The sequence below is a fragment of the Bacillus sp. VA15 genome (assembly GCF_055721145.1).
This window is the reverse complement of record NZ_JBVQPQ010000009.1, coordinates 72,738-92,988: the sequence shown is the minus strand read 5'-3', so window position 1 is coordinate 92,988 and position 20,251 is coordinate 72,738. Positions and strand designations below refer to the sequence as shown.

General features: G+C 44.7%; 21 protein-coding genes, 17 tRNA genes, 2 rRNA genes, 1 pseudogene and 1 riboswitch. Of the genes and pseudogenes, 35 read left to right on the top strand and 6 right to left on the bottom strand.

All coding sequences use genetic code 11. The annotated features are described in order from the left end of the window. The 18 genes from AC0DBE_RS19665 to AC0DBE_RS19580 all read left to right on the top strand — a co-directional run. A 23S ribosomal RNA gene (locus AC0DBE_RS19665) occupies positions 1–129 on the top strand; the annotation flags it as partial. Between the two features lie 113 nt (positions 130–242). After that, positions 243–358, top strand: a 5S ribosomal RNA gene (gene rrf / locus AC0DBE_RS19660). A 9-nt stretch (positions 359–367) separates the two neighbouring features. Beyond that, positions 368–442, top strand: a tRNA-Asn gene (locus tag AC0DBE_RS19655). 5 nt (positions 443–447) lie between these two features. After that, positions 448–539: transfer RNA gene (locus AC0DBE_RS19650), tRNA-Ser, on the top strand. 34 nt (positions 540–573) lie between these two features. Next, positions 574–645 (top strand) — tRNA-Glu (locus AC0DBE_RS19645). A gap of 9 nt (positions 646–654) precedes the next feature. Beyond that, positions 655–730 (top strand) — tRNA-Val (locus AC0DBE_RS19640). 7 nt (positions 731–737) lie between these two features. Then, positions 738–814, top strand: a tRNA-Met gene (locus AC0DBE_RS19635). 61 nt (positions 815–875) lie between these two features. Continuing rightward, positions 876–952: transfer RNA gene (locus AC0DBE_RS19630), tRNA-Asp, on the top strand. Between the two features lie 12 nt (positions 953–964). Then, positions 965–1,040: transfer RNA gene (locus AC0DBE_RS19625), tRNA-Phe, on the top strand. 5 nt (positions 1,041–1,045) lie between these two features. Next, a tRNA-Thr gene (locus AC0DBE_RS19620) sits at positions 1,046–1,118 on the top strand. A gap of 22 nt (positions 1,119–1,140) precedes the next feature. Then, positions 1,141–1,225 (top strand) — tRNA-Tyr (locus tag AC0DBE_RS19615). 5 nt (positions 1,226–1,230) lie between these two features. Next, positions 1,231–1,304 (top strand) — tRNA-Trp (locus tag AC0DBE_RS19610). A 24-nt stretch (positions 1,305–1,328) separates the two neighbouring features. Further along, a tRNA-His gene (locus AC0DBE_RS19605) sits at positions 1,329–1,404 on the top strand. Positions 1,405–1,413: 9 nt separating this feature from the next. Then, positions 1,414–1,485: transfer RNA gene (locus AC0DBE_RS19600), tRNA-Gln, on the top strand. A 48-nt stretch (positions 1,486–1,533) separates the two neighbouring features. Next, positions 1,534–1,608 (top strand) — tRNA-Gly (locus tag AC0DBE_RS19595). Positions 1,609–1,613: 5 nt separating this feature from the next. After that, positions 1,614–1,684: transfer RNA gene (locus AC0DBE_RS19590), tRNA-Cys, on the top strand. A 7-nt stretch (positions 1,685–1,691) separates the two neighbouring features. Then, a tRNA-Leu gene (locus tag AC0DBE_RS19585) sits at positions 1,692–1,780 on the top strand. A gap of 280 nt (positions 1,781–2,060) precedes the next feature. Continuing rightward, positions 2,061–2,142: transfer RNA gene (locus tag AC0DBE_RS19580), tRNA-Leu, on the top strand. 92 nt (positions 2,143–2,234) lie between these two features. Here AC0DBE_RS19580 and spo0M read toward each other — a convergent pair. Then, positions 2,235–3,011 carry a sporulation control protein Spo0M gene (gene spo0M / locus AC0DBE_RS19575; protein ID WP_472963444.1) on the bottom strand — a complete coding sequence of 259 codons (777 nt, stop codon included), beginning with the start codon at positions 3,009–3,011 and terminating at the stop codon, positions 2,235–2,237. A gap of 139 nt (positions 3,012–3,150) precedes the next feature. Here spo0M and AC0DBE_RS19570 point away from each other — a divergent pair, with 139 nt between their 5' ends. Next, the gene (locus tag AC0DBE_RS19570; protein WP_072566821.1) at positions 3,151–3,354 is read left to right on the top strand and encodes a hypothetical protein; all 204 of its coding nucleotides are present in this window, start codon (positions 3,151–3,153) and stop codon (positions 3,352–3,354) included. Between the two features lie 52 nt (positions 3,355–3,406). Here AC0DBE_RS19570 and AC0DBE_RS19565 read toward each other — a convergent pair whose 3' ends face one another. After that, positions 3,407–3,667 (bottom strand): spore coat protein, encoded by a 261-nt coding sequence (locus tag AC0DBE_RS19565; RefSeq protein ID WP_472963441.1) that lies wholly within the window; start codon positions 3,665–3,667, stop codon positions 3,407–3,409. 115 nt (positions 3,668–3,782) lie between these two features. Here AC0DBE_RS19565 and AC0DBE_RS19560 point away from each other — a divergent pair, with 115 nt between their 5' ends. From AC0DBE_RS19560 to AC0DBE_RS19550, 3 genes and pseudogenes are all read left to right on the top strand, one after another. Further along, complete coding sequence (locus tag AC0DBE_RS19560; RefSeq protein WP_472963439.1) at positions 3,783–4,475, top strand: Type 1 glutamine amidotransferase-like domain-containing protein; 693 nt, start codon at positions 3,783–3,785, stop codon at positions 4,473–4,475. Between the two features lie 68 nt (positions 4,476–4,543). Then, positions 4,544–4,651, top strand: a riboswitch (TPP riboswitch). Between the two features lie 131 nt (positions 4,652–4,782). Beyond that, positions 4,783–6,555 (top strand): phosphomethylpyrimidine synthase ThiC, encoded by a 1,773-nt coding sequence (gene thiC, locus AC0DBE_RS19555; protein WP_327816315.1) that lies wholly within the window; start codon positions 4,783–4,785, stop codon positions 6,553–6,555. A 131-nt stretch (positions 6,556–6,686) separates the two neighbouring features. After that, positions 6,687–6,885, top strand: a pseudogene (locus AC0DBE_RS19550) (FbpB family small basic protein). A 24-nt stretch (positions 6,886–6,909) separates the two neighbouring features. Here AC0DBE_RS19550 and katA read toward each other — a convergent pair. Then, a complete protein-coding gene (gene katA, locus AC0DBE_RS19545; protein ID WP_003239645.1) occupies positions 6,910–8,361 on the bottom strand; it encodes a catalase KatA in 1,452 nt (483 codons plus the stop codon). Positions 8,362–8,770: 409 nt separating this feature from the next. On the opposite strand from katA, the gene AC0DBE_RS19540 reads away from it, so the two are divergent. The 6 genes from AC0DBE_RS19540 (at position 8,771) to rpsN (ending at position 13,556) form a co-directional block, all read left to right on the top strand. Beyond that, a complete protein-coding gene (locus AC0DBE_RS19540; RefSeq protein WP_061188402.1) occupies positions 8,771–9,538 on the top strand; it encodes an ABC transporter ATP-binding protein in 768 nt (255 codons plus the stop codon). A gap of 17 nt (positions 9,539–9,555) precedes the next feature. Beyond that, positions 9,556–10,554, top strand: a complete 999-nt coding sequence (locus AC0DBE_RS19535; protein ID WP_072565976.1) for an aliphatic sulfonate ABC transporter substrate-binding protein — start codon at positions 9,556–9,558, stop codon at positions 10,552–10,554. After that, positions 10,551–11,381, top strand: coding sequence for an ABC transporter permease (locus tag AC0DBE_RS19530; RefSeq protein ID WP_072183475.1), 831 nt, complete (start codon positions 10,551–10,553; stop codon positions 11,379–11,381). Before AC0DBE_RS19535 ends, AC0DBE_RS19530 begins: the two co-directional genes overlap by 4 nt. A 22-nt stretch (positions 11,382–11,403) precedes the next feature. Then, on the top strand, positions 11,404–12,540 hold the full coding sequence (gene ssuD / locus AC0DBE_RS19525; protein ID WP_072565978.1) for an FMNH2-dependent alkanesulfonate monooxygenase: 1,137 nt from the start codon (positions 11,404–11,406) through the stop codon (positions 12,538–12,540). A gap of 96 nt (positions 12,541–12,636) precedes the next feature. Then, positions 12,637–13,173: a hypothetical protein gene (locus tag AC0DBE_RS19520; protein ID WP_061188404.1), complete on the top strand. Its 537-nt coding sequence runs from the start codon at positions 12,637–12,639 to the stop codon at positions 13,171–13,173. A gap of 113 nt (positions 13,174–13,286) precedes the next feature. Next, on the top strand, positions 13,287–13,556 hold the full coding sequence (gene rpsN / locus AC0DBE_RS19515; RefSeq protein WP_061188229.1) for a 30S ribosomal protein S14: 270 nt from the start codon (positions 13,287–13,289) through the stop codon (positions 13,554–13,556). 17 nt (positions 13,557–13,573) lie between these two features. On the opposite strand, the gene AC0DBE_RS19510 is transcribed toward rpsN, so the two are convergent. Further along, on the bottom strand, positions 13,574–14,047 hold the full coding sequence (locus AC0DBE_RS19510; RefSeq protein WP_014113134.1) for a hypothetical protein: 474 nt from the start codon (positions 14,045–14,047) through the stop codon (positions 13,574–13,576). A gap of 1 nt (position 14,048) precedes the next feature. Beyond that, complete coding sequence (locus AC0DBE_RS19505) at positions 14,049–14,249, bottom strand: helix-turn-helix transcriptional regulator (RefSeq protein WP_041521149.1); 201 nt, start codon at positions 14,247–14,249, stop codon at positions 14,049–14,051. 190 nt (positions 14,250–14,439) lie between these two features. Here AC0DBE_RS19505 and AC0DBE_RS19500 point away from each other — a divergent pair. Beyond that, positions 14,440–14,513 (top strand) — tRNA-Gly (locus AC0DBE_RS19500). 90 nt (positions 14,514–14,603) lie between these two features. On the opposite strand, the gene AC0DBE_RS19495 is transcribed toward AC0DBE_RS19500, so the two are convergent. Next, on the bottom strand, positions 14,604–15,227 hold the full coding sequence (locus AC0DBE_RS19495; protein WP_072565979.1) for a B3/B4 domain-containing protein: 624 nt from the start codon (positions 15,225–15,227) through the stop codon (positions 14,604–14,606). An 82-nt stretch (positions 15,228–15,309) separates the two neighbouring features. On the opposite strand from AC0DBE_RS19495, the gene queG reads away from it, so the two are divergent. The 6 genes from queG (at position 15,310) to AC0DBE_RS19465 (ending at position 20,179) form a co-directional block, all read left to right on the top strand. Then, positions 15,310–16,470 carry a tRNA epoxyqueuosine(34) reductase QueG gene (queG, locus tag AC0DBE_RS19490; RefSeq protein WP_061188232.1) on the top strand — a complete coding sequence of 387 codons (1,161 nt, stop codon included), beginning with the start codon at positions 15,310–15,312 and terminating at the stop codon, positions 16,468–16,470. A gap of 67 nt (positions 16,471–16,537) precedes the next feature. After that, on the top strand, positions 16,538–17,467 hold the full coding sequence (locus AC0DBE_RS19485) for an amidase domain-containing protein (RefSeq protein WP_087987987.1): 930 nt from the start codon (positions 16,538–16,540) through the stop codon (positions 17,465–17,467). A gap of 37 nt (positions 17,468–17,504) precedes the next feature. Beyond that, the gene (trmL, locus tag AC0DBE_RS19480; protein ID WP_072183318.1) at positions 17,505–17,987 is read left to right on the top strand and encodes a tRNA (uridine(34)/cytosine(34)/5-carboxymethylaminomethyluridine(34)-2'-O)-methyltransferase TrmL; all 483 of its coding nucleotides are present in this window, start codon (positions 17,505–17,507) and stop codon (positions 17,985–17,987) included. A gap of 127 nt (positions 17,988–18,114) precedes the next feature. Further along, entirely contained in the window at positions 18,115–18,756 is a 642-nt protein-coding gene (locus AC0DBE_RS19475; RefSeq protein ID WP_242734552.1) for a YhbD family protein, read from the top strand. Next, positions 18,747–19,460, top strand: coding sequence for a bactofilin family protein (locus tag AC0DBE_RS19470; RefSeq protein WP_061188236.1), 714 nt, complete (start codon positions 18,747–18,749; stop codon positions 19,458–19,460). The genes AC0DBE_RS19475 and AC0DBE_RS19470 overlap by 10 nt, the downstream gene beginning before the upstream one ends. 11 nt (positions 19,461–19,471) lie before the next feature. Next, complete coding sequence (locus tag AC0DBE_RS19465; protein ID WP_472963431.1) at positions 19,472–20,179, top strand: hypothetical protein; 708 nt, start codon at positions 19,472–19,474, stop codon at positions 20,177–20,179. Positions 20,180–20,251: the final 72 nt, after the last annotated feature.

Here is a 20,251-nt window from a genome sequence, read left to right as displayed (position 1 = left end):
CCTCAAGATGAGATTTCCCATTCCGCAAGGAAGTAAGATCCCTGAAAGATGATCAGGTTGATAGGTCTGAGGTGGAAGTGTGGCGACACATGGAGCTGACAGATACTAATCGATCGAGGACTTAACCTACATTTTTGAATGATGTCACACCTGTTATCTAGTTTTGAGAGAATAAGTTTTTTCAAAAAAACACTTGATTTTCTCAAGAATACATAGTATAATGTTAAATGTCACTGAAATTGTCTGGTGATGATGGCGAAGAGGTCACACCCGTTCCCATACCGAACACGGAAGTTAAGCTCTTCAGCGCCGATGGTAGTCGGGGGTTTCCCCCTGTGAGAGTAGGACATCGCCAGGCAGACTTCATTCCGCAGTAGCTCAGTGGTAGAGCTATCGGCTGTTAACCGATCGGTCGTAGGTTCGAATCCTACCTGCGGAGCCATTATTGGAGAGCTGTCCGAGTGGTCGAAGGAGCACGATTGGAAATCGTGTAGGCGGTCAACTCCGTCTCAAGGGTTCGAATCCCTTGCTCTCCGCCACTGATACTTATACATAATTACATTTGAAAGTCTGGGCCCGTTGGTCAAGCGGTTAAGACACCGCCCTTTCACGGCGGTAACACGGGTTCGAATCCCGTACGGGTCATTATATGATGGAGGATTAGCTCAGCTGGGAGAGCATCTGCCTTACAAGCAGAGGGTCGGCGGTTCGAGCCCGTCATCCTCCACCATTATCATCGCGGGGTGGAGCAGTTCGGTAGCTCGTCGGGCTCATAACCCGAAGGTCGCAGGTTCAAATCCTGCCCCCGCAACCAAATATATAAATGATATAAGAAGTGCCCGAAGGGTGCAGCCGAAATCATTTTATACAAATATGGTCCGGTAGTTCAGTTGGTTAGAATGCCTGCCTGTCACGCAGGAGGTCGCGGGTTCGAGTCCCGTCCGGACCGCCATTTAAATAATAAGGCTCGGTAGCTCAGTTGGTAGAGCAACGGACTGAAAATCCGTGTGTCGGCGGTTCGATTCCGTCCCGAGCCACCACCTATGCCGGTGTAGCTCAATTGGTAGAGCAACTGACTTGTAATCAGTAGGTTGGGGGTTCAAGTCCTCTTGCCGGCACTGTTTTTTCAAAACTTAATGTGGAGGGGTAGCGAAGTGGCTAAACGCGGCGGACTGTAAATCCGCTCCCTCAGGGTTCGGCAGTTCGAATCTGCCCCCCTCCACCATTTATAGGGGCATAGTTTAACGGTAGAACAGAGGTCTCCAAAACCTCCGGTGTGGGTTCGATTCCTACTGCCCCTGCCAAATTTATGACATCTTGAGATTATGGCGGTTGTGGCGAAGTGGTTAACGCACCAGATTGTGGCTCTGGCACTCGTGGGTTCGATTCCCATCAATCGCCCCATATTATCATTGGGCTATAGCCAAGCGGTAAGGCAACGGACTTTGACTCCGTCATGCGTTGGTTCGAATCCAGCTAGCCCAGTCTCACTTTTTATATTAATTGCATATGATGTATGAAGTCCCTTAAGATGCGGAAGTAGTTCAGTGGTAGAACACCACCTTGCCAAGGTGGGGGTCGCGGGTTCGAATCCCGTCTTCCGCTCCAATTACGGCGGCATAGCCAAGTGGTAAGGCAGAGGTCTGCAAAACCTTTATCCCCGGTTCGAATCCGGGTGTCGCCTTTCTTTTGCCGGGGTGGTGGAATTGGCAGACACACAGGACTTAAAATCCTGCGGTAGGTGACTACCGTGCCGGTTCAAGTCCGGCCCTCGGCACCAATTTTACTTACATGGTAAGTTGAATTGGTGTTTGTGTTTTATCATTATAACTAATCATATTAATGATCTACTTGTGTAGATCATTTTTTTATTGTTTTGATTTATGCAGCTAAGTTACGTTCCGATACATGATCATAAAGCTGCTTGAGTTATTATGTTTAGTTAAGTCTCTTAATCCTTTTTTATTTTATATTTTCAAAAAAACTTTTTTGAAATACGTTGACACTTTGTAAGATCCATGATATATTTATATTCGTCGGTTAGATACGACGTAAAACTTGCCGGTGTGGCGGAATTGGCAGACGCGCACGACTCAAAATCGTGTTCCTTCTGGAGTGTCGGTTCGACCCCGACCACCGGTATACTGAAAAAAACCTGTTTCTTATACAGAAACGGGTTTTTATTTTTTATCAAAGAAAAGGAGCCTATCTTAATTGAGGCTCCTTTTTACCATTCACTCAGCGTATTGGTCTATGATCTCTTCTAGTACCTCTTTAAGCTCTTCTGCATCTTCAAGCTCTGATTGGCTGAAACGGACGCGTACAAGCTGTTCTCCGTCATTATACATCTCTTCCAGCCATCCTCGTAGGCCTCTTGCCCTGCGGTCGACTTCGAAAATGATTTCTAAACCGTTTTCGTCTAAAAGGAAAATGAGCTCTAATTCATCAAACATCTGACGATAATATCCGGAAGTCGGAACGAACTCGAATTCTTGAACGAATGGAAGACGGCGCTGGAAGTAGGGCGCTTGTTCACAATCTGCTTCGTTAAGACGGAAACCTAGGTTTTCGATTGCTTCCAGCACACTTTCAATCCAAGGGTGCGCTTCAACGAAAATGCGGTCTTGATCGGATTTATCGATACCGCCTTGTATATCAAGGTCTGTCACCACGGCGACCTCTACTTTCCCTACAGTAATTGGTGTATCAAGAGGGAGGGTGAATGAGAACGGAAATTGATGCTCTTCTCCAGGCTGAATGGTGAATGAACCAGTGACCTGAAAAGAATGAATTGTAGCGTATTTCCGGTGTTCTTCATCGTCTTTTACAATGACGTACCGTGTGTTAAGCTGTAAATCAATATAACGGATGTCCTGAGCGATTTTCCCGCCTTTGACATGGACAGTTCCCCGTACTTCTTCTCCTGGATAATATGCGTCTTTCTCTAAAATTGTATCTACTTTTGCAGCACCGATACCGGCACTTGCTGCAAGCTTCTTAAAAAATGACATGTTAGATCTTCCCCTTTTTCTTTTTCTCAACAGATATACGTAAGAAGGAAGAAAAAAGATTCATTTGATTCATACTTTTTACCTATTATTCGTCCGGCCTAGGGACAGACTAAGAATACTATTGAAAGCAAAGGAGCGGATTGAAATGGATAAAGAAAGTATGGTTGCTGATGAATTACACAGAATGTTTTTGGCTGGTGAGCTGCAAATCACGGTAGAGGAGGATATAAACAATATTTCCGAAAGGCTGAGAAACGGCGATCTCAGTTTAGACCGATTAAGCGGTGAAGACGCGTTTATAAAAGAAACGGTAAACGAGGCTTTAAGAAGAGTGGAGCAATAAAAGGGAGAGACGGGATCTGAAAGATGAGATTCCGTCTTTTTTTGTGACTTTGTTACAGTTCTCTGCAAGATAAAAGCAAATCGATTTGAAATGGTTTACTCAGGAGCCAGCCTTTTTCCATCAGAAGTTCAGATAGTTCCCCATGCAGATGAACAGCTGCATCTAATTGATCATGCAACGCTGTTCGGAGGTTGGGGTTTGCAGTTTCCGTTATTGCGACAGTGTACTTTTTAATGATGATTTGTATTGTCGTTAAGCAATCAAGAATCATTATAGGTATGATTGGGGTTGAAAAATCGTTCAATGCCTTCACCGCCTGTTAGTGGGTTTTATCTTTTAGATCTTCCTATTGAGAAGTATTTAGCCTTGTTTCATGGATTTATACAAAATGCTATAATGATTAACAAATTTTTTCGGGGAGTGGGATGATGAAACAGATTATTGCGATGGGCGGCGGGGGTTTTTCGATGGAACCGGAAAATTTGTCCCTCGATCAATATATCATCAATCAATCGGGACGGAAGTCGCCTCGCATTTGTTTTTTGCCGACGGCGAGCGGTGATTCCCAAAACTATATTCAGCGGTTTTATCATGCTTTTCAAACACTGGATTGTGTGCCGTCTCATTTATCCTTATTTAAGCCGCCGACAACAGACTTCATTTCTTTTGTTATGGAAAAGGACGTGATTTATGTTGGCGGGGGAAATACGCGGAATATGCTTGTGCTGTGGAAGGAATGGGGGCTGGATCTTATTCTCAGAGAGGCATGGAAGAACGGGGTGATTTTAGCTGGATTAAGTGCCGGTGCGATCTGCTGGTTTGAAGAAGGAGTGACAGATTCGGCAGGACCGCTGACAAGTATGAAAAGTTTAGGTTTTTTGCAAGGGAGCTTTTGTCCTCATTATGACGGTGAAAAGAACCGGAGGCCGATATACCATCAGTTGATATCTAACGAATTCTTGTGCGATGGCTATGCGGCGGACGATGGAGCGGCTCTCCATTTCATAATTGATCAGCTGTTTCAGACTGTGAGTTCAAGACCGGGTGCAAAGGCATATCGGGTGATGAGGGGTGAACATGAGATTTCTGAAATCCCGCTGCGGGCCAAATATTTGGGTTGAATTAGCTGAATATTTTCTATATTCCTCTTTTTTTTCGATTGGTTTTATGTTAAGATGAGTCCGAAATCAATAGTTACTGGGGGTGCCCGTTTTCGGGCTGAGAGAGAAGGTAAGCTTCTTAACCCTTTGGACCTGATCTGGTTCGTACCAGCGTGGGGAAGTAGAGGAATTGTTTTTATTATTGTCGTGCTGGGCAATAATATGTTTCTTTCTGACTGTAACCGGGTTCATTCACTTGAATCCGGTTTTTTGTGCTGGTTATGGGCTTGATTTTGTCCTTTCAAACGAGAGAGGGGAAGGATCAATGATGCAAAACGATTCAGTGCAGCAAGCCAACATTTCCATTATGTCGAGTTTTTCGGGGAGTAAGAAAGTATACGTGGAGGGTTCTTCCTCGGACATCCAAGTGCCGATGAGGGAAATCGCCTTAAGTCCGACGACAGGATCGTTCGGCGAAGAGGAAAACGCACCTGTGCGTGTCTATGATACAAGCGGACCGTATACGGACCCTGATGTGACCATTAATATTCAAGAAGGATTAAAGCCGCTCCGCCAAAAATGGATCACAGAGCGTAACGATGTGGAAGAATATGAAGGACGGACTATAAAACCAGAAGATAACGGTTATAAAAAGGCAATCCCAAACATAAGCTACCCAGAACTAAAGCGGAAACCGCTGCGGGCGAAAGCGGGTCAAAATGTCACCCAAATGCATTATGCCAAAAAGGGGATCATTACACCTGAGATGGAGTTTATCGCCATTCGCGAGCATGTATCTCCCGAATTTGTCAGAGATGAGGTAGCAAGCGGCCGGGCGATCATTCCTTCAAATATTAATCACCCTGAAAGTGAACCGATGATTATTGGCCGGAATTTCCATGTGAAGATTAATGCGAATATCGGGAATTCAGCGGTTACGTCATCAATTGAAGAAGAAGTGGAAAAAATGACGTGGGCCATCCGCTGGGGAGCGGATACGATGATGGATCTATCTACCGGAAAAGATATTCATACGACGCGTGAATGGATTATTCGCAATTGCCCTGTGCCTGTGGGAACTGTTCCGATTTATCAGGCGCTTGAAAAAGTAAACGGTGTAGCGGAGGATTTAACGTGGGAGATTTACCGTGATACGCTGATCGAGCAGGCAGAGCAGGGAGTGGATTATTTTACGATTCACGCGGGTGTTTTGCTGCGGTATGTCCCGCTAACCGCCAAACGGACAACAGGAATCGTGTCACGCGGGGGAGCGATTATGGCACAGTGGTGTCTGGCCCATCATCAGGAAAGCTTTTTGTATACTCATTTTGAAGAAATCTGTGAAATCATGAAAACGTATGATATTGCTTTTTCTCTTGGGGACGGGCTTCGCCCCGGATCAATCGCTGATGCCAATGACGAAGCGCAATTTGCTGAATTAGAGACCCTCGGAGAACTGACGCAAATTGCCTGGAAGCATGATGTTCAGGTGATGATTGAGGGACCGGGGCATGTGCCGATGCATAAAATCAAAGAGAACGTCGATAAACAAATGGACATTTGCAAAGAAGCGCCTTTTTACACATTGGGGCCGCTGACGACAGATATTGCGCCGGGCTATGACCATATTACTTCAGCGATCGGAGCGGCGATGATCGGCTGGTATGGGACAGCAATGCTTTGTTATGTAACGCCGAAGGAGCATTTGGGGCTGCCAAACCGTGATGATGTTCGTGAAGGGGTCATTACATATAAAATTGCTGCGCACGCAGCAGATCTTGCAAAAGGGCATCCCGGAGCGCAAATACGGGATGATGCGTTATCGAAAGCCCGCTTTGAATTCCGTTGGCGAGACCAGTTTAATTTATCTCTTGATCCGGAAAGAGCGCTTGAATATCATGATGAAACACTGCCGGCAGAAGGAGCAAAAACCGCTCACTTTTGTTCAATGTGCGGGCCGAAGTTTTGCAGCATGAGAATTTCTCAGGATATTCGGGATTATGCGAAGAATAAAAAGCTTAGTGAATGGGATGCCATTCAAGAGGGAATGAAAGAAAAAGCTGAAGAATTTGTGAATCAAGGCAGCAAGCTGTATAAATAATAGATTGACAGGCGAAATGGAATACGTTTTAATATAGCTAATAAATATTTCCAGTATTTGCTGATCGGGACACCGAAGGCTCTTATCTTTTAGATAAGGGCCTTTTTTGTATGAAAAAGGAGGGATCATTGATGGGAATCAAAAAAGAGAAGGGGAGAAAACGATTTAGGAAGCGAAAAACATATGGGAATCAGATTTTGCCGCTTGATCTTCTGATTGAAAAAAATAAACGAGAGATTATGAACAGCGCGGAGCTTATGGAGGAAATTTATATGAAGATTGATAAGAAGCATACGGCAGTGCGTAACTAAATATAAAAAAACCCGCTAATTACAGCGGGTTTTTACATTTCTATTAAGCATCTTTTTTAATCGGCAATCCAAGGCCTTCTGCCACGCGTTTTCCGTATTCTGGATCCGCTTTGTAGAAATGCTCGATTTGGCGAAGTTTGATTTCTTCTTTTTCTACCGGCTTCATGGCGTTTACGATATTTTCAACAAGGCGGGCACGCTCATCTTCGCTCATTAAACGATAGAGGTCACCGGCTTGTGTGTAGTGGTCGTTGTGATCGTAGCTTACGCTGTCAGCGATTCCTTGTACCGGATATGCTGCTTGTTTATCCTCAGGTGACTCTTTCGGACCGCCGAAGCTGTTAGGCTCGTAATAAACAGATCCGCCGCCGTTATTGTCAAAACGCATTTGTCCGTCACGCTGATAATTGTTCACTTCGTTGCGTGCGCGGTTGATTGGCAGTGCTTGATGGTTTGCACCGACACGGTAGCGGTGTGCATCATGATAAGCAAACAGCCGGCCTTGAAGCATTTTATCTGGAGAAACATCAATACCAGGCACGAGTGTTCCAGGTGAGAATGTCGCTTGTTCTACTTCTGCAAAGTAGTTTTCCGGATTTCTGTCTAGAACCATGCGTCCGACTTCGATTAACGGATAGTCTTTTTGAGACCAAACTTTTGTGACATCAAACGGATCGAAGCGATACGTATTTGCATCTTCTAAAGGCATGATTTGCACATATAGTTTCCATGCAGGGAAATCACCGTTTTCAATTGCGTTGAAAAGATCTTCTGTATGGTAATCAGGGTTTTCACCGGCAATTTTTGCTGCTGTATTGACATCAAGGTTTTTTACGCCTTGTTCTGTTTTAAAGTGATATTTAATCCATACGCCTTCGCCTTCGGCATTTGTCCATTTGAATGTATGGCTTCCGAAGCCGTGCATGTGGCGAAGTGTCGCAGGAATTCCGCGGTCTGACATCAGAATTGTCACTTGGTGCAGTGATTCTGGTGAAAGTGACCAGAAATCCCATACAGCTGTAGGGTTTTTCAAGTGTGTTTTTGGATCTCTTTTTTGTGTATGGATGAAATCAGGGAACTTAATCGCATCGCGGATGAAGAATACCGGTGTATTGTTACCGACGATGTCGTAGTTTCCTTCTTCAGTATAAAATTTAACAGCAAATCCGCGCGGGTCGCGAACGGTGTCAGCCGAGCCAAGTTCACCGGCAACTGTTGAGAAACGGATGAACAACGGTGTCCGTTTGCCGACTTCAGAAAGGAAAGCGGCTTTCGTGTATTTTGTTACATCATTTGTCACTTCAAAATATCCGTGTGCGCCTGCTCCTTTGGCGTGAACGACACGTTCGGGAACACGTTCTCTGTTGAAATGGGCCAATTTTTCGAGTAAATGTACATCTTGGATTAAAGTTGGTCCGCGAGAACCGGCAGTCATTGAATTTTGATTATCTCCAACCGGAGCGCCCCAGCTAGTTGTCAGTTTATTTGAACTCATGTCATCACCTCTTGAAATTTATAAGAACATAATATCATCTCTAAGTAAAAAGTCAATATTATTTTATAATTATTATAAAATAGTCATTTCTATTAAGGGATATAAAGTATTAAAAATGTTGATAAACCCTTGTCATAACAGCTTATAAGAGAGAAAAAGTTTTTTGAAGAAATGATTTTTTCTTCTCTATTTGCGAATCAAGCAGATTAAGTGATAAACAAGAATGCCAAAAATCTTGTTTGAAAAAAAGAGTTGACACATCGGAATAGTTTGAATTAACATGATATTCAAACAAAAAACAATTGGGCAGCTGATCGGACCGCCGAAGGCTCTCATCTCTACAACGAACAGAGATGGGGGCCTTTTTGTTTTTGTAGAAGGCGGGGTTGGCAGAAAGAGAGGGATAAAAGTGGCTGTGACCATCAGCATCAAAGAAAAGACATTCGTTCAAGAGGGCCGCAAAACAACGGTCTTGGAGAACATTCAATTATCAATCGCACCAGGTGAATTTCTTACGCTCATCGGACCGAGCGGGTGCGGAAAAAGCACGCTGTTAAAGATTATTGCGGGGCTTGATTCAGATTATGACGGGAGTGTTGAAATTAACGGACGCAGCGTAACAGCTCCGGGTATTCAGCAAGGATTTATTTTTCAGGAGCACCGCCTCTTTCCATGGCTGACGGTTGAGCAGAATATTGCCGCCGATTTGAACTTGAAAGATCCAACAGTCAAACAGAAGGTGGATGAACTGATTGAGATTGTCAGATTGAAAGGATCGGAGAAAGCATACCCGCGCGAGCTGTCAGGCGGTATGTCACAAAGAGTCGCTATCGCACGGGCTCTTCTGCGGGAGCCTGAGGTCCTGCTTTTAGATGAACCGTTTGGTGCACTCGACGCTTTTACTAGAAAACACCTGCAGGACGTGTTGCTGGATATATGGAGGAGGAAAAAAACAACGATGATTCTCGTGACTCATGATATAGATGAATCTGTTTATTTAGGAAATGAGCTTGCGATCCTTAAGGCCAAACCGGGGAACATCCATAAGCTGATGCCCATTCATCTGGCGTATCCGCGAAACCGGACGACTCCGGATTTCCAAGCGATCAGACAGAAAGTGCTGTCGGAATTCGAGAAAACAGAAGATCTAGAGTACGCTGAAGGATCAGGGATATAGAAAGGGCGGAAGCAGAAATGAAAAAAGGACTCATTGTATTGGTTACCGTTTTTTTTCTGCTGGCAGGCTGTGGAGCAAATGGAGCCAGCAGTGACAACAAACAATTGAAAGAAATTCGAATCGGTATTCAGCAAAGTTTAAGCCCGCTTTTGATTGCGAAGGAGAAAGGCTGGTTTGAAGATGCATTTGAAAAAGAAGGCATCAAAGTGAAATGGGTGGAGTTTCAAAGCGGTCCGCCCCAATTTGAAGGACTTGCGGCAGACAAACTTGATTTTTCTCAAGTCGGCAATTCTCCTGTGATCGCTGGACAGGCGGCAGGCATTGACTTTAAAGAAATCGGTTTGTCTCAGGACGGATTGAAAGCAAACGGCATCCTTGTCAATCAAAACAGCGGCATTCAGGACGTCAAGGACTTAAAGGGGAAGAAAATTGCAGTCGCCAAAGGCAGCAGCGGTTTTGATTTTCTGTATAAAGCACTTGATCAAGTGGGGTTGTCAGCTAATGATGTGACGATTATTCAGCTTCAGCCTGATGAAGCGGCCTCTGCGTTTGAAAACGGATCTGTTGATGCCTGGTCCATTTGGGAGCCGTACTTGTCTTTAGAAACAATCAAACACGGAGCAAACATCCTTGTGAACGGGGAAAGCACAGATTTATATTCACCCGGTTTTACTTTAGTAAGAACAAAGTTTGCCGAAGAGCACCCGGACGAAGTGGTCCGTTTTCTGAAGGTGTTTAATAAGGCTGTTGTGTGGCAAAAGGAACATCTGGATGAAGCCGCTGACTTGTATGCAGACATTAAAGGTCTCGATAAAAAGGTCGTCGAAAATGTGTTGAAAAATACTGAGCCTCTGAATGAGGTCATCAGTGACGACATTGTGAAAGCACAGCAGGAGACAGCAGATTTTCAATATCGAACGAAGGCGATAGACAAGAAGATTGATGTGAAAGAGGTTGTGGATAACACATTTATTAAAAAAGCGTTAAAGGAAAATTCCTCAGGAGGTGATCAATGATGAAAGCAGAGGCTGCAGGCTCGCTGCCGAAAACGAATGCGGAAGCGGTGCGAAAAAAGCCCCGAAGGATGAAATACGGCTGGATGAAGGGGCTTTTGCTGCCCGCTGTCATTATCGCCATCTGGCAAATCATCGGCGGCCTTGGGGTAGTGTCCGCTACAGTGCTGCCCACACCCGTTGCGATCGTTCTGACGTTTAAAGAGCTTATTTTGTCCGGTGAGCTGTTCGGTCATCTGCAAATCAGCATCTATCGGGCGGCGCTTGGTTTTTTGCTTGGCGCGGGGCTTGGCTTGATTATCGGGATTTTGGCCGGATTCTCCAAACGGACGGAGCTGTATCTTGATCCGTCATTGCAAATGCTCAGAACCGTTCCCCATCTGGCGGTCACGCCGCTGTTTATTTTATGGTTCGGTTTTGATGAGGTATCCAAAATTTTGCTGATTGCGCTCGGTGCTTTTTTTCCTGTCTATATCAATACATTTAACGGCATCCGCGGAGTTGACGCGAAGCTGTTTGAAGTCGCCCGGGTGCTTGAATTTAAATGGCATCAGCAGATTTCCAAAGTGATATTGCCGGCATCCCTGCCAAATATATTGCTCGGCATTCGCTTATCGCTCGGCATTGCATGGCTTGGACTTGTTGTAGCAGAGCTGATGGGCTCAAGCTCAGGAGTCGGTTATATGATCATGGATGCAAGACAGTTTTCACAAACGAACAAAGTGTTTGCCGGGATTATCATTTTTGCGGTGGTTGGAAAGCTGACGGATTCCTTTGTCAGGCTGCTTGAACGAAAACTGCTAAAGTGGAGAAACAGTTACGAAGGGTAATATACGTAAAGGGGAGATGGATATGGAAATTCTTTGGTTTATACCGACTCATGGAGACGCGAGATATTTAGGATCTGAAAGCGATGGACGGACTGCGGATCATCTTTACTTTAAACAAGTCGCGCAGGCGGCTGACAGGCTGGGATATACGGGTGTTCTTCTGCCGACGGGAAGATCGTGCGAGGACCCATGGCTTACAGCATCGGCTTTGGCAGGAGAAACAAAGGACTTAAAGTTTTTAGTCGCGGTAAGACCCGGTTTAATGCAGCCTTCTCTAGCAGCCAGAATGACATCTACCTTAGACCGCATTTCAGACGGCCGGCTGCTGATCAATGTTGTGGCAGGAGGCGATCCGTACGAGCTGACTGGAGATGGCCTGTTTATCAGCCATGATGAACGCTATGAAGCGACAGAAGAATTTTTAACCGTTTGGCGGAGACTTTTGCAGGGAGAAACGGTTTCCTATGAAGGAAAGCATATAAAAGTGGAAAACAGCAATCTGCTCTTCCCACCGCAGCAAGCGCCGCATCCGCCTATCTATTTCGGAGGATCGTCACAGGCGGGGATTGAAGCTGCCGCAAAGCATACAGACGTGTATTTAACGTGGGGCGAGCCGCCTGAACAAGTAAAAGAAAAGATTGAGAGAGTCAAAAAGCAGGCGGAAAAAGAAGGGAGATCCGTTCGATTCGGCATTAGGCTGCATGTCATTGCCCGTGAAACCGAACAAGAGGCGTGGGAAGCGGCTGAGCGCTTGATCAGCCACTTGGATGATGACACCATTGCCAAAGCGCAGGCAGCTTTGAGCCGTTACGATTCTTCAGGCCAGCAGCGGATGGCGGTCCTTCATCAAGGCGATCGGACGAAGCTTGAAATCAGCCCGAATTTGTGGGCGGGGATCGGCCTGGTCAGGGGCGGGGCAGGAACAGCTCTTGTCGGTGATCCGCAGACTATTGCCGACCGGATAGCGGAGTACCAGGCACTCGGCATAGAATCGTTTATATTCTCTGGCTATCCGCATTTAGAAGAAGCATATTATTTTGCAGAGCTTGTGTTTCCGCTTTTGCCGTTTGAAAATGAGCGCACGAGAAAGCTTCAGAACAAAAGGGGAGAAGCCGTCGGGAACACTTATTTTGTCAAAGAGAAAAATGCGTCAGTTTAAGTAAAACACAGCCCCCAAACATGGTATGATATTCAAATAAAGGGGGCTGTTTTTCTGAAAACATTGATAAGCGCAGCAGTCATTTGCCTGATAGCTATGCTGTCAGCATGCGGACATTCAAAGCAGATGGAAATCAAAGCAGCGGACATGTCAGATCTTGAAAAAAACAGAATGGATATTGCAGCTTCACAGGCATTCACTGCCGAAGCCGTTAATATCAGTGAAAGTATTTCTTCAGCTGACATGTACATCGAACATTATCAAAAAGGAAAGCTTATTGAGACGATTGGTCCGGTAAGTGCAGATTATTCAGAGAAAAAACCCGATACATTACAATTTGTTTATTTTGAGAATGAAGAGGGAGAAGGAAAGACTAAACGCAGCACTGTTCATTTTGGCATTGTTGATAAACAGGGAAATACAGCGGCCAGTTCATCGGTGAAACGTGACGATAGCGCAACACAGGAAATGACTCAGAATATTTCATCGGCGGTACCGATTTCTTTCGAGAAACCTGTTTTGATCGGCAGCAGTATAAAAGGGACTGACGAGCCAATGCACACCTCTGAACATAAAAAAGAGCTTATTAAGCATCAAGATGCGTTACTGTATTATGTGGAGTTGCATCATTAGAAACGGGCGGCTTCAGGCCGTCTGTTTTACAAAGCGGTATGCTTGCTTTTTTGAATGGTGCATGATACATTTTAAATCGTAATAATTTCGATTTAAAAAGGAGGCTATGTGTCTTGGCTAAAAAGTCAAAAGTGGCAAAAGAGTTAAAACGCCAACAGCTTGTTGAACAATACGCTGATATTAGACGCGAGTTGAAAGAAAAAGGAGATTACGAGGCACTCAGCAAGCTGCCAAGAGATTCAGCACCGGGAAGGCTCCACAATCGTTGCATGGTAACGGGGCGCCCGAGAGGATATATGAGGAAGTTTAAAATGTCCAGAATCGCTTTCAGGGAACTGGCTCATAAAGGCCAGATTCCCGGTGTGAAAAAAGCGAGCTGGTAAGAAAAAACTCCGGCCGATTACAGCGCGCCGGAGTTTTTTTCGTTTTTCTTGAAAGAGATGACATAGGATAGGTGCTGGATGATCATAATGATAAACACGATAATAATAGGGAAAAACGGAATACGTGATTGAAAAAGCGGATAAAAAATGAGAAGAACCGCTGCGGCAGGAAGCGAGAAGTAGACGGCGATATATGACGCGCGGCATGCTTTTGCCGTCATCATCTTCTCTCTTTCGTCCTGCTCTTCAAATTCATCAGGCAGAAGAAGCTTTTTTGCAGCAGGGCGGCTTTTTTTCTGTAAGTACAAATAAACCGCAGACGCCGCAACAAACAGAATAAAGGGAGTGAGGTTTAATTCAAACACCATCTCGCCGCTCTTTGTGCGGATAAAGGATGCAATGCCTTCTGATGCTTCAAAGTATGCAATCAGCGTCCAGCATGCAAGGCCAAATAAAACAAGTTGAAAAGCTGCTTTTGTTTTCATGCTCATCTTAGTTTTCCTCCTCTAACCAAAAGACATCCTCCATTTTCATGGAGAAGGCTTTGCAGATTTTCAGTGCTAACAACAGTGAGGGAACATAATCGCCTTTTTCGATAGCTGCCACAGTCTGTCTTGTAACGCCGACCGTTTCTCCGAGTTTTTCCTGAGAATAGCCGAGGCGTGCCCTCAGCTCTTTTACTTTATTTTTCATCATGACGTCTGTCCCCTTCACATTCTCGATTGATTATATTGTATAGTATACTTAACATTATGTAAATGTGACTTAACACTTTACAAAAAGAAAACTTTTTTTCGACAAAATTTTTATATTCTCTTGACGAAAAATTAATAAACGTGTAATATAAAACAAGTCAGCGGTACTGTTACTGAAAAACACAAATGCGGGTGTAGTTTAGTGGTAAAACCTCAGCCTTCCAAGCTGATGTCGTGAGTTCGATTCTCATCACCCGCTCCATACATACGTTATTAACGCAGTGTTTCGTTTCTTAGATAAACGAAGTATTGCGTTTTTTTATGTAAAAAAGAACACGTCATTCGTGTTCTTTTACGTAAGCCAATGTACTGTATGGGCACCGCCGTGAATTTGTTCAAACATTTTCGTTAATGATGATAAGAGTTTAACAGCGCTGCTTTTTTCAATGGATGGCGGGAAAAAAATGATTTGCAGCATTTTCTTCGTCTCGTTTGAAACGGGATAGCGATTGACGCTGTTTTTTAAATCGCCAAATATGCCATTTTCATCAGAGAAAAGCAGTATGTTTTCTTTTTCTCCCAATGAGATTCGGACTGGCTCATGAAGCTTGCCGGCATCATAAATCATAATGGGCAGAGAATATTTTAATGCGAAAAAATCGATGGTGTCATGGGCTGAATCCTTGCTTTCCATGAATTGTTCTTTGGATATTGGGATCAGCATGTCTTCCATTGGGGTTGTTTCTCCCTCAAATGTAGGGTTAAGCTGTTTAAAGAGTTCCCGCCATTCCTTGACGAAGGATTCATCAGATATTCCGCCGTCCGCATAATCGAAAAACAGGGATTCTTGAAATAGGCGAAGCCTGCCTTTCAGCATTTGCGGAGAGGAGCCGACTTCGATATTCTTATAAATCACAGCCGCCGCATGTAAGCCGGCCGCACGTTCAGTAATAACAGAATCAAGTTTGATATTCACTAGCATTCACTCCAGTTACGTGATATCAACCTATTATAAACGCTGTATCGTTTTATCACAAAGAAAGGAGGCTGTGCAAAACATGAACGTTTATCAGCTCAAAGAAGAATTAATTGAATACGCGAAAAGCATTGGCGTGGACAAGATTGGTTTTACGACCGCTGATACATTTGACAGTTTAAAAGACCGTTTGATTCTTCAAGAGTCACTCGGCTATCTCTCCGGCTTTGAAGAGCCTGATATCGAGAAAAGGGTGACGCCGAAGCTACTTTTGCCGAAAGCGAAATCAATTGTGGCGATCGCTCTCGCATATCCTTCCAGAATGAAGGATGCGCCGAGAAGCACGAGAACGGAGCGCAGGGGCATTTTTTGCAGAGCCTCCTGGGGCAAAGACTATCACGATGTGCTGAGGGAAAAGCTCGATCTGTTGGAGGAATTTCTGAGAAGCAAGCATGAGGATATCAGAACAAAGTCAATGGTAGATACAGGTGAATTGTCTGATCGGGCGGTTGCAGAACGGGCCGGCATCGGGTTCAGCGCGAAAAACTGTATGATCACAACGCCTGAGTATGGCTCATATGTGTATTTGGCGGAAATGATCACAAATATACCTTTTGAGCCTGATGTGCCAATTGAAGATATGTGCGGGTCCTGCACGAAATGTCTGGACGCCTGTCCGACGGGAGCACTTGTAAATCCGGGACAGCTGAATGCGCAGCGCTGTATCTCTTTTCTGACCCAGACGAAAGGATTTTTGCCTGATGAATTCCGGACAAAGATTGGAAACCGCCTGTATGGGTGCGACACGTGTCAAACGGTGTGTCCTCTCAATAAGGGGAAGGACTTTCATCTTCATCCGGAAATGGAGCCGGACCCTGAGATAGCCAAACCGTTATTGAAGCCACTCTTGACCATCAGCAACCGCGAATTTAAGGAGAAATTCGGACATGTCTCAGGTTCTTGGCGCGGAAAAAAACCGATTCAGCGAAACGCCATTCTCGCCCTTGCCCACTTTAAGGATGCTTCCGCACTGCCTGAATTGACGGAACTGATGCATAAGGACCCGCGTCCTGTTATCAGAGGAACAGCTGCATGGGCGATCGGTAAAATCGGAGACCATGCATACGCGGAAGAGCTTGAAAAAGCGCTGGAAAAAGAGAAGGATGAAGAGGCAAAGCTGGAAATTGAAAAAGGAATTGAGTTGCTAAAAGCTTCAGGCATGACTAAACAAGGCCTGTCCTGACATACGTATAGAACAGAAGGGAAAAACACTTGAGATGCATCCAAGTGTTTTTTCTCTATAAATAAGTATGGCGGGTGGGGTGAGCTTGAAGCACATTTTAGAACAATTAGCGGAGGAACGGCTGAGCTATTTGGTTAACGGGCATGCTATGAGACAAGAGTCTGAAGTCGGGGACCTTGAAGTCATGGAGCGAAAGAAGAGGCTTCTGGAAAAACGTAAAGTTGACATCATAAAAGCGAAAGCAAAGGCCGTCATCGATCATGTGCGGGTTGAGGATGACGGAACGACCTGCCTTACGTATACCATCCATTATGAATACGTGTGTAAAGAGCATGATGACAGCTTGTATATGGAAGAGCATATAGAGGAGCGGGTAGCTTTCCTTTATGATCATATTTTGATTAGTGATCAGGAAATTGCGAAAAAGCCGGCTGGATTTCATGAAGGGACCAGTATTATTGACTATTCTCAAGAGGAAAGGGAAGCGTTTGGCAGAGCCTTTCAATACGATCGTCTCGGCGCTGTGCAATATGCCGAGAAATTTTGGAACAAGCGCAACCCGGCTTATAAAAATTTCAGCGATAACTGCACGAATTTTATTTCACAGTGCCTTCATGCGGGAGGCGCACCGATGCGCGGCCATCCGAACAGAGGGTCAGGCTGGTGGATGAAACAAAGCTCATGGAGCTATAGCTGGACGGTGGCTCATTCTATGAAAATGTATTTGTCGAATTCAAAGGCCGGTCTTCGTGCGGTGCGGGTGAAATCTGCGGAAGAGCTGATGCCTGGCGATGTGATTTGCTATGACTTTGAAGGAGACGGCCGGTTTAATCATACAACGATTGTTGTGGCGAAGGACAAAGGCAATATGCCGCTTGTCAACGCCCAGTCCTATGACAGCCGGATGAGGTATTGGTCATACGAGGATTCTACGGCATACACGCCGTCAATACGATATGCCTTTTTTCATATCGTTGATGATACGACAAAAGACTAATTAATGATATAATGATGGGCGGATAAGAAAAACAGAGGTGAACATTGTGGCATTACATGTCGTTTTATATCAACCAGAAATTCCCGCCAATACAGGGAATATTGCACGTACTTGTGCAGCAACCAATACAACGCTCCACCTGATTCGTCCGCTCGGCTTTTCAACGGATGATAAAATGCTGAAGCGTGCCGGACTCGATTATTGGGAGTTTGTTAACGTTGTGTATCATGATTCGTTAGAAGAATTGTTTGAGGAATATCAAAAAGGCCAGTTTTTCTTTATCACGAAATTCGGCCAGCAGCCTCATACATCTTTTGATTACACTGATCTTGACGAGGATTATTTCTTTGTATTCGGAAGAGAAACAAGCGGTTTGCCAAAGGATTTAATTCAAAATAATATGGACCGCTGCCTGCGTCTTCCGATGACAGAGCACGTTAGATCGTTAAATCTGTCCAACACTGCGGCGATTCTCGTTTATGAAGCGCTGCGCCAGCAAAATTACCGTGATTTAAAATAGTGAAAAAAATCCGCTCATTGATGATGGGCGGATTTTTTTGTGCTGCGAGAGATGCTTTGTTTTGTTTTTTGGGCTTAACAACGTAACAGTGTTATGTTACAATGTATCCATCAAAGGAGCTGGACTTATGGAAGAACAATTAATCTCTAAAAAAGAATTGCTTGAAAAAACATCGATTTCATACGGTCAGCTGTATCGGTGGAAGCGGAAAAATTTAATTCCTGAGGAATGGTTTATTCGCAAATCCACATTTACAGGGCAAGAAACGTTTTTTCCGAGAGAGGATATTTTAAAACGCATTTCAATGATTCAAAAGATGAAGGAAAATTTGTCACTGGATGAAATGAGGGAAATGCTGTCGCCGAAAATGAAGGATGTCAGCATGACCGCTGATGAATTGATTCATAAAGGATTGATTTCAAGAACTGCTCTTGATGTTTTTTCAGAAGGAGGAGGAAATTCGGTTTTTTCTTCCCGAGACCTGCTATCGCTGTATGTACTTGAAGGGCTCCTGCAGTCTGGAAATGTCAGTCTGGCGGAAGCAAAAATGGCTGCAGAGGTGTTAAAGCAGCATGATACTGAAGAGATCAAGAATCAGACGGAGCTGATTGTGCTGCGGAAGCTCGGTGTCACAACTTGTTTTATAGCGGCTGCAGCGGACAGCATTCTGTTTGAATCGTCCGTCAAGGTTGTGGAACGGGTGGATTTAGTAAAAGCGTCAGAGGAATTAAAAACAACATATATACAGGAGGGCCATCAATGGATGTAATGGAAAAGCTGGTGATAAACGGATCAGGAAGTTCAAAGGGAGGAACATTTCAATCAGTTGAAATTAACGGCAGCGGAACAGTGGCCGGGGACGTGGAGTGTGACACTTTTTCTTTTAATGGAACCGGAAAAGCTGACGGCAGCGTCAAAGCGAAAGCGGTAACCATCAGCGGTTCAGGAAAGATACATGGAGACGTTGAAGCAGAATCGATTCGGATTAACGGAACAGGTTTTATTCAAGGAGAGGTTTCCGCAAAACAATTGAAAATCGCTGGATCATCAACATTTGGCGGCACAGTCAAGGCTGATGGTATTGACATTAGCGGAAAAGCGGTCATGGAAGCGGATTGTGAAACGGAAACCTTTCAATCGGAGGGGAAATGCAAAGTCAGTGGGCTTTTAAATGCTGATGAGGTGACCATTAAGCTTTCTGCCGGGGAAAGTTATGTGCGGGAAATCGGATGCCGCCATCTTCAAGTGACCGGCAGAAAAGGAATGCTGACATTGCTCAGACTAATGCCGCAGCCTGTTTTAACGGCTGAACTGATCGAAGGTGATGTCATTGAACTGACAAATACAAAGGCGAAAACCGTGCGAGGAAATAAAGTGAAAATCGGTCCGGATTGCCAGATTGAAACCGTTGAATACAGCGGGGACTATACTTGTGATCCGAGCGCATCGGTCGAAACATGCACGAAGATGTGAGGAGGATCGTAATGGAGACAACAAAACTGGGAAATTTAAAATTATATGGTGCCGGACATGCTGCAGGCGGCGCATACCACCATGTCAGCATTAAAGGTGAAGGTGTAATCGGTGAAGGGCTGTCTGCCGCGGGCTGCCGCATATTCGGAACAGGCCTTTTTCTCGGGGAAGCAGAGACTGAGCGGCTGCGTGTATTCGGAGAAAGTGAATGTAAAGGCAATCTGACAGCCGGCAGAATCAATATTTACGGCACAATGAAAGTCAGCGGCTCACTTCAATTTGATCGATTCAATCTAAAAGGCCTGACTGAAATTTGCGGGAATATGACTGGAGAATCGTGCGATGTGAAAGGGAAGCTTAGCGTTAAAGGTGATTGTGAAACGGAAATGTTCCATATCACAGGTTGCATTGATGTATCAGGTTTATTAAATGCGGGTGATATCAAGCTTGGATTGAGCCATGATGTAAGCCATGTGCGGGAAATCGGCGGAACAACCATTACAGTGAAAAGACGCGCGAGCTTTTTTCACCGGAAGAAAGTGAAACTGATTGCCGACGTCATAGAAGGAGATCAGGTTTATTTGGAGAATACCGAGGCGGCAGTTGTCAGGGGAAAAGAAGTGATCATCGGGCCGGGCTGCAGCATCGGAACAATTGAGTACAAAAATATATGCGAATGTGATCATCATTCAAAGATTAAAGAAAAAACAAAATTATAAAACATTGTTCTGTTATACAAAAAGGGTGCTCTTATGAGGAGCACCCTTTTTTATTCTTTTCCCGGCTTGCTA

Coding starts and splice junctions, on each gene's coding strand:
- katA (WP_003239645.1), bottom strand. CDS start 8,361: ATGAGTTCAAATAAACTGACAACTAGCTGGGGCGCTCCGGTTGGAGAT.
- AC0DBE_RS19530 (WP_072183475.1), top strand. CDS start 10,551: ATGATGAAAGCAGAGGCTGCAGGCTCGCTGCCGAAAACGAATGCGGAA.
- queG (WP_061188232.1), top strand. CDS start 15,310: ATGAACGTTTATCAGCTCAAAGAAGAATTAATTGAATACGCGAAAAGC.
- AC0DBE_RS19470 (WP_061188236.1), top strand. CDS start 18,747: ATGGATGTAATGGAAAAGCTGGTGATAAACGGATCAGGAAGTTCAAAG.
- spo0M (WP_472963444.1), bottom strand. CDS start 3,011: ATGTCATTTTTTAAGAAGCTTGCAGCAAGTGCCGGTATCGGTGCTGCA.
- ssuD (WP_072565978.1), top strand. CDS start 11,404: ATGGAAATTCTTTGGTTTATACCGACTCATGGAGACGCGAGATATTTA.
- AC0DBE_RS19535 (WP_072565976.1), top strand. CDS start 9,556: ATGAAAAAAGGACTCATTGTATTGGTTACCGTTTTTTTTCTGCTGGCA.
- AC0DBE_RS19465 (WP_472963431.1), top strand. CDS start 19,472: ATGGAGACAACAAAACTGGGAAATTTAAAATTATATGGTGCCGGACAT.
- AC0DBE_RS19510 (WP_014113134.1), bottom strand. CDS start 14,047: ATGAGCATGAAAACAAAAGCAGCTTTTCAACTTGTTTTATTTGGCCTT.
- AC0DBE_RS19560 (WP_472963439.1), top strand. CDS start 3,783: ATGAAACAGATTATTGCGATGGGCGGCGGGGGTTTTTCGATGGAACCG.
- AC0DBE_RS19505 (WP_041521149.1), bottom strand. CDS start 14,249: ATGAAAAATAAAGTAAAAGAGCTGAGGGCACGCCTCGGCTATTCTCAG.
- AC0DBE_RS19485 (WP_087987987.1), top strand. CDS start 16,538: ATGGCGGGTGGGGTGAGCTTGAAGCACATTTTAGAACAATTAGCGGAG.
- AC0DBE_RS19520 (WP_061188404.1), top strand. CDS start 12,637: ATGCTGTCAGCATGCGGACATTCAAAGCAGATGGAAATCAAAGCAGCG.
- thiC (WP_327816315.1), top strand. CDS start 4,783: ATGCAAAACGATTCAGTGCAGCAAGCCAACATTTCCATTATGTCGAGT.
- AC0DBE_RS19475 (WP_242734552.1), top strand. CDS start 18,115: ATGGAAGAACAATTAATCTCTAAAAAAGAATTGCTTGAAAAAACATCG.